This window comes from Opitutales bacterium (assembly GCA_013215165.1).
Classification (GTDB): domain Bacteria; phylum Verrucomicrobiota; class Verrucomicrobiia; order Opitutales; family JABSRG01; genus JABSRG01.
Map to the genome: position 1 here is coordinate 1 of JABSRG010000121.1, position 3,859 is coordinate 3,859.

Below are 3,859 nucleotides of genomic sequence, written 5' to 3' on the forward strand. Positions count from 1 at the left end.
TACGACCCCAGGCAGAAACGCTTCGTGTCCGCAGACCCACTGGGAAGAGGCGCTACGCCCGATCTATACGGGTATGCTAATGGTGATCCGATTAATTATGTGGATCCGCTGGGGCTCTCCGCTGGTGATACTGAGGAAAAGCCGCTCGAGCTTGAGGCATTTGAGGTAATTGGAGACCCAGTGCCCGAGCCTTCAGATCCCAATTACATTCACTTTGATGTATCAGATGGCGCGCTTAATGGATTCTTTGAAGCTCTGTTTATGTCTGGAGTTGAAAGTATCGGGCATTCATCCAATGGGGATGGTACATCGCGTGTTTCTCTTGATGTTTCACAAATTAAGGTAGATAGGCCCTCTGGCTACGATGTTTACATCTTCGCCGGTGTCACCGGGGATAATTCAGCTGCAGTGAATTTTGGAGGAGCACTTGTAGGGGGTGGAGGTGGAATCTCTACGCCTCGTGAGGAAGCTCTCGTAAGTGGACGTCCATTGAACCACGATACTCCAGTTGATCAATTACCCGTTTTGGGAACGTTAACAGTAACTGCTTACAGCAACACGACTGACGGTAATTTTACGAGAGCTTCTTATGGGAGCCAAATTTTCTACGATTCTCGATTTGATGCCAATGGTGACGGATTTATCAGCAGTCGTGAAAGGGCGCATTGGGGTGCAACCTACCGTCGTCAACAAGCCCATGATGCGTATGTCCAAGGCTTGAACAGGACTCGCCGATTCAGTGCTTTCGGTCACTCGACTTTCCGTAGGCAAGCAGCTCGTGATGCGACCATAGTTGCGGCAGCAATCGTTGCGCCGCTCACGCTCGGACAAGGAATCGCAGCAATCGGCACAGCATCGGGTATCGGAGGCACAACTTTAGCGACCGCCGAACTAGTTGGTGATGTCGCTGGCTTAGCTACAACAGCAACCCCGACTGATGTCGCGCTTAGTGTAATACCTGGTGATAAGGTGTTGGGTGTTATAGCTGACAGGGTAAATTCACTGCGCAGTGTAAAAAATTTCGGAGGTCGAAAGGGCAATGCGCAAACCCGGGCCCAAAACCAGGAACTCGCTGATCGGGCTGAGGCTGCCGGAGAAGGAACTCACACTGCAGGGGCGAGCTTGCCTGAACAGCATTACCCTAACCCCGCAGGCGGATTGAAAGGCGGTAGATTTAGCGACGTGGAGATTACACGGCCTAACGGGACTAGAAGAGTTATTAACACGGTAGATACTACATCTGGCGGATTACCCACAGATCGAGAATTAGAAGCTGCTCTTGATATTTATGAACGCTTGAGCCCTGGCGATACTCTTGAGTTGATTCCGAAATAAGCTTATGTCTAAACAAATAACTTTTTACGCTAACAGATTAGATCTAATTGATTCTTTAAATCGTATTAAAACTTCGTTTTCGCTTCGTTTTACTGATGCCTGGATTCATGATTCTAGCGAAATACCTTGCTTCGATGATCTCACGAATTGGAGTGATCTTGGGTCTAACTTAACCGGAAATCCTGTTGGCGCTGGTTTTTTTTTAATCACGCGTAGTAAACAGAATGTTAGGCTGAAGACTATCAAGATGGATGATGGATCTTCAAGATATAAGGTGGAACCTTTACTCAATCCTGGGTCAATAATCCTTCAGCCAAGTGGTGTGTTTTGCGACGAAGATGATACTAATTATCTTATTTCAGGTAAGTTTGGTACAGCCTTAAGTGACAAGGATTCATTGCATTTATTTAAGGATTTTAAGAAGCTATTCCTAAAAGGCTATAGTTACAAAAAGAAACAATTTTATATTGGACCAAATTCAGAAATTGAAGAGTCGCGTGGTGCAGTTGTTCTGTGGTGAAACGCAAAATGGGTCTAAAAATCCTTCCACCTCCCAAAAACCTAGCCCGGATTTTGCATAAAAAAATATCGCGATTTGCGGTTAAATGTTACGAGCCAAATTAAAAGAAAAAAGTAAAACGGCTTCCGCTACTACGACCCCAGGCAGAAACGCTTCGTGTCCGCAGACCCACTGGGAAGAGGCGCTACGCCCGATCTATACGGGTATGCGAACGGCGATCCGATTAATTATGTCGATCCCGATGGGCTCAATCCAAGAAGAGGAGGTATCAAAGACGATACCGAAGAACCAGAAGATCCACCAGCCCCTGATCCAGAGCCGTCTGCACCGGAGTCGCCCTCAGATGATTCATCTTCAAACGACTCTCCATCTAATCAAGATCAAGGTCAATCGTCTGAAGAAGGTCTAGACGAATTGGAGCCTATGATAACGAATGAAGCCCCACTTGATCCACCAGAAAGGCTTAGTCCCGCATCTGACGAGGTCCCATGGACCTCTCCAGATGGACGAGACTTCATCATAATTATGGGGCCATTACAGCCATTTACTCCTGATGATGCTCGAACAGTAAATTTGAGAGACGAAGACCGAGGCGGTGCGAATCCGGCGGATTTTTATCCATCTCCGGGTGAACAGGTGAATGATGCCGGCCCATCAAGAAACCACGAGTCCGATGAAGAAGATTCCGGCGAAGGCGTAGGTGGTCAAAACGAGGAGGAGAAGAGAGTGAATACTGGCCCTGCAGGGGCAGTTGCAGCAGTTGCAGAAGAAGCGCTTAAAAGATATCACAATCGAGTAAATAATCGCCGTGGGGTTAAGGTCCAAATTAGAGATCGATCCCGTAAGACGTTCTTTGGAGATTCATATCGTGCGAATACTAACCTAGTGGCTGTTCAAGATGCTAGAAGGGCTAGAGATGCTAAACTTAGATTAGCCAAAGGTGCAGGTAGAGTACTTGCTGTTGCTGGGCCTCTTGTGACCGTGCTTGATGTGGTTCAGAATGAATTTTCAGACAGATCCATTTTAAGAGCGGGAGCCTCGTTTGTTGTTTTAGGCATTGGCTTGGTTAATCCCATAGGTGCTGGGCTGGCATTGGGCTATGCTGTTCTCGACGGCTTTGGGGCGTTCGATTCTTTCTGGGAAAGATTTGACAATAGTTCGAATCTTGAAAGCCGGGAAAACAATCGAAGGAGAAGGAGGCGAAGGCGATGAAAGAAAGACTAATCGCAATTGTCGGTTGGCTGTTGTGTTGTATAGAATCGACGCTAAACGAAATTCCATTTTATGAGGATACAAAGGATACAGCTGGAATTATGCTTTGTTTTGGAGTTGGGTCCTTATTTATCGTTCTGGTTATTGGGTTATCTAGCTTCTTTGGGATCGAATTACCTCAACTTACTGGATTGAGTAAATTGGTAGCCATGATCATTTTAGGCCTACCCATAGTTCTTGGAGGTACCTGGATTCTTTCCTTAGAATCAATAGAAAAGAGCTATCAAATTGCCAAAGATGCCGGTGTCGGGGAGCGTTTTAAATGGGTTGGTTTACTCTATTTACTCATAGTGATCTTTGGGCCCATTGTCATTGCCTATTTCATTGTTTCACATTTGAAATGAAAATCTATCAGAAGTCGCGAAGCGTAGCTAGTTTTAGAATCTTCCCCAAATCCAATCAACACAACCAACCCCCAACCCGATCCACGTCCTCGAGCCAATCTACGTCCCCAGCGAGCACAGTCATCGCCAGCTAGGCTTTCAGCGCTATCTGTCACCGCCTCTGCTCTCATCCTTCCCGGGGCCCTCCGCTCTGGCAGTTGCCTCCGCGGAGACCTCCCTCCGGTCCAGGTATCAAACTAGCACTCGCACGCTGCATGGATCCCAGCAAGCTGGGGCAGCTACTGCGGCAGGTCGACCGGCACACTGTCTGAGGGCCAGCGCACCGCCGCGCTGCCTTGCGGTCGCTATCGCGCCGCTCACCCGGCCCCCACTCGGCCATTTGGGCTTC

The 3,859-nt window shown here is 47.9% G+C and carries 4 protein-coding genes; all 4 read left to right on the forward strand.

The features are described from left to right. Window positions 1-1,335, forward strand: a 1,335-nt coding sequence (locus tag HRU10_15110; GenBank protein ID NRA28561.1) for a hypothetical protein, incomplete at its 5' end; no start/stop codon positions are given. Window positions 1,336-1,339: 4 nt separating this feature from the next. Continuing rightward, window positions 1,340-1,855, forward strand: a complete 516-nt coding sequence (locus tag HRU10_15115; protein NRA28562.1) for a hypothetical protein — start codon at window positions 1,340-1,342, stop codon at window positions 1,853-1,855. A gap of 156 nt (window positions 1,856-2,011) precedes the next feature. Beyond that, a complete protein-coding gene (locus HRU10_15120) occupies window positions 2,012-3,067 on the forward strand; it encodes a hypothetical protein (GenBank protein ID NRA28563.1) in 1,056 nt (351 codons plus the stop codon). Beyond that, entirely contained in the window at window positions 3,064-3,471 is a 408-nt protein-coding gene (locus HRU10_15125; GenBank protein ID NRA28564.1) for a hypothetical protein, read from the forward strand. The genes HRU10_15120 and HRU10_15125 overlap by 4 nt, the downstream gene beginning before the upstream one ends. The last annotated feature ends 388 nt before the right edge of the window (window positions 3,472-3,859 follow it).

What these genes read in the sequence shown, in the direction of transcription:
- HRU10_15115 (NRA28562.1), top strand. Translation starts at nt 1,340, where the DNA reads ATGTCTAAACAAATAACTTTTTACGCTAACAGATTAGATCTAATTGAT.
- HRU10_15125 (NRA28564.1), top strand. Translation starts at nt 3,064, where the DNA reads ATGAAAGAAAGACTAATCGCAATTGTCGGTTGGCTGTTGTGTTGTATA.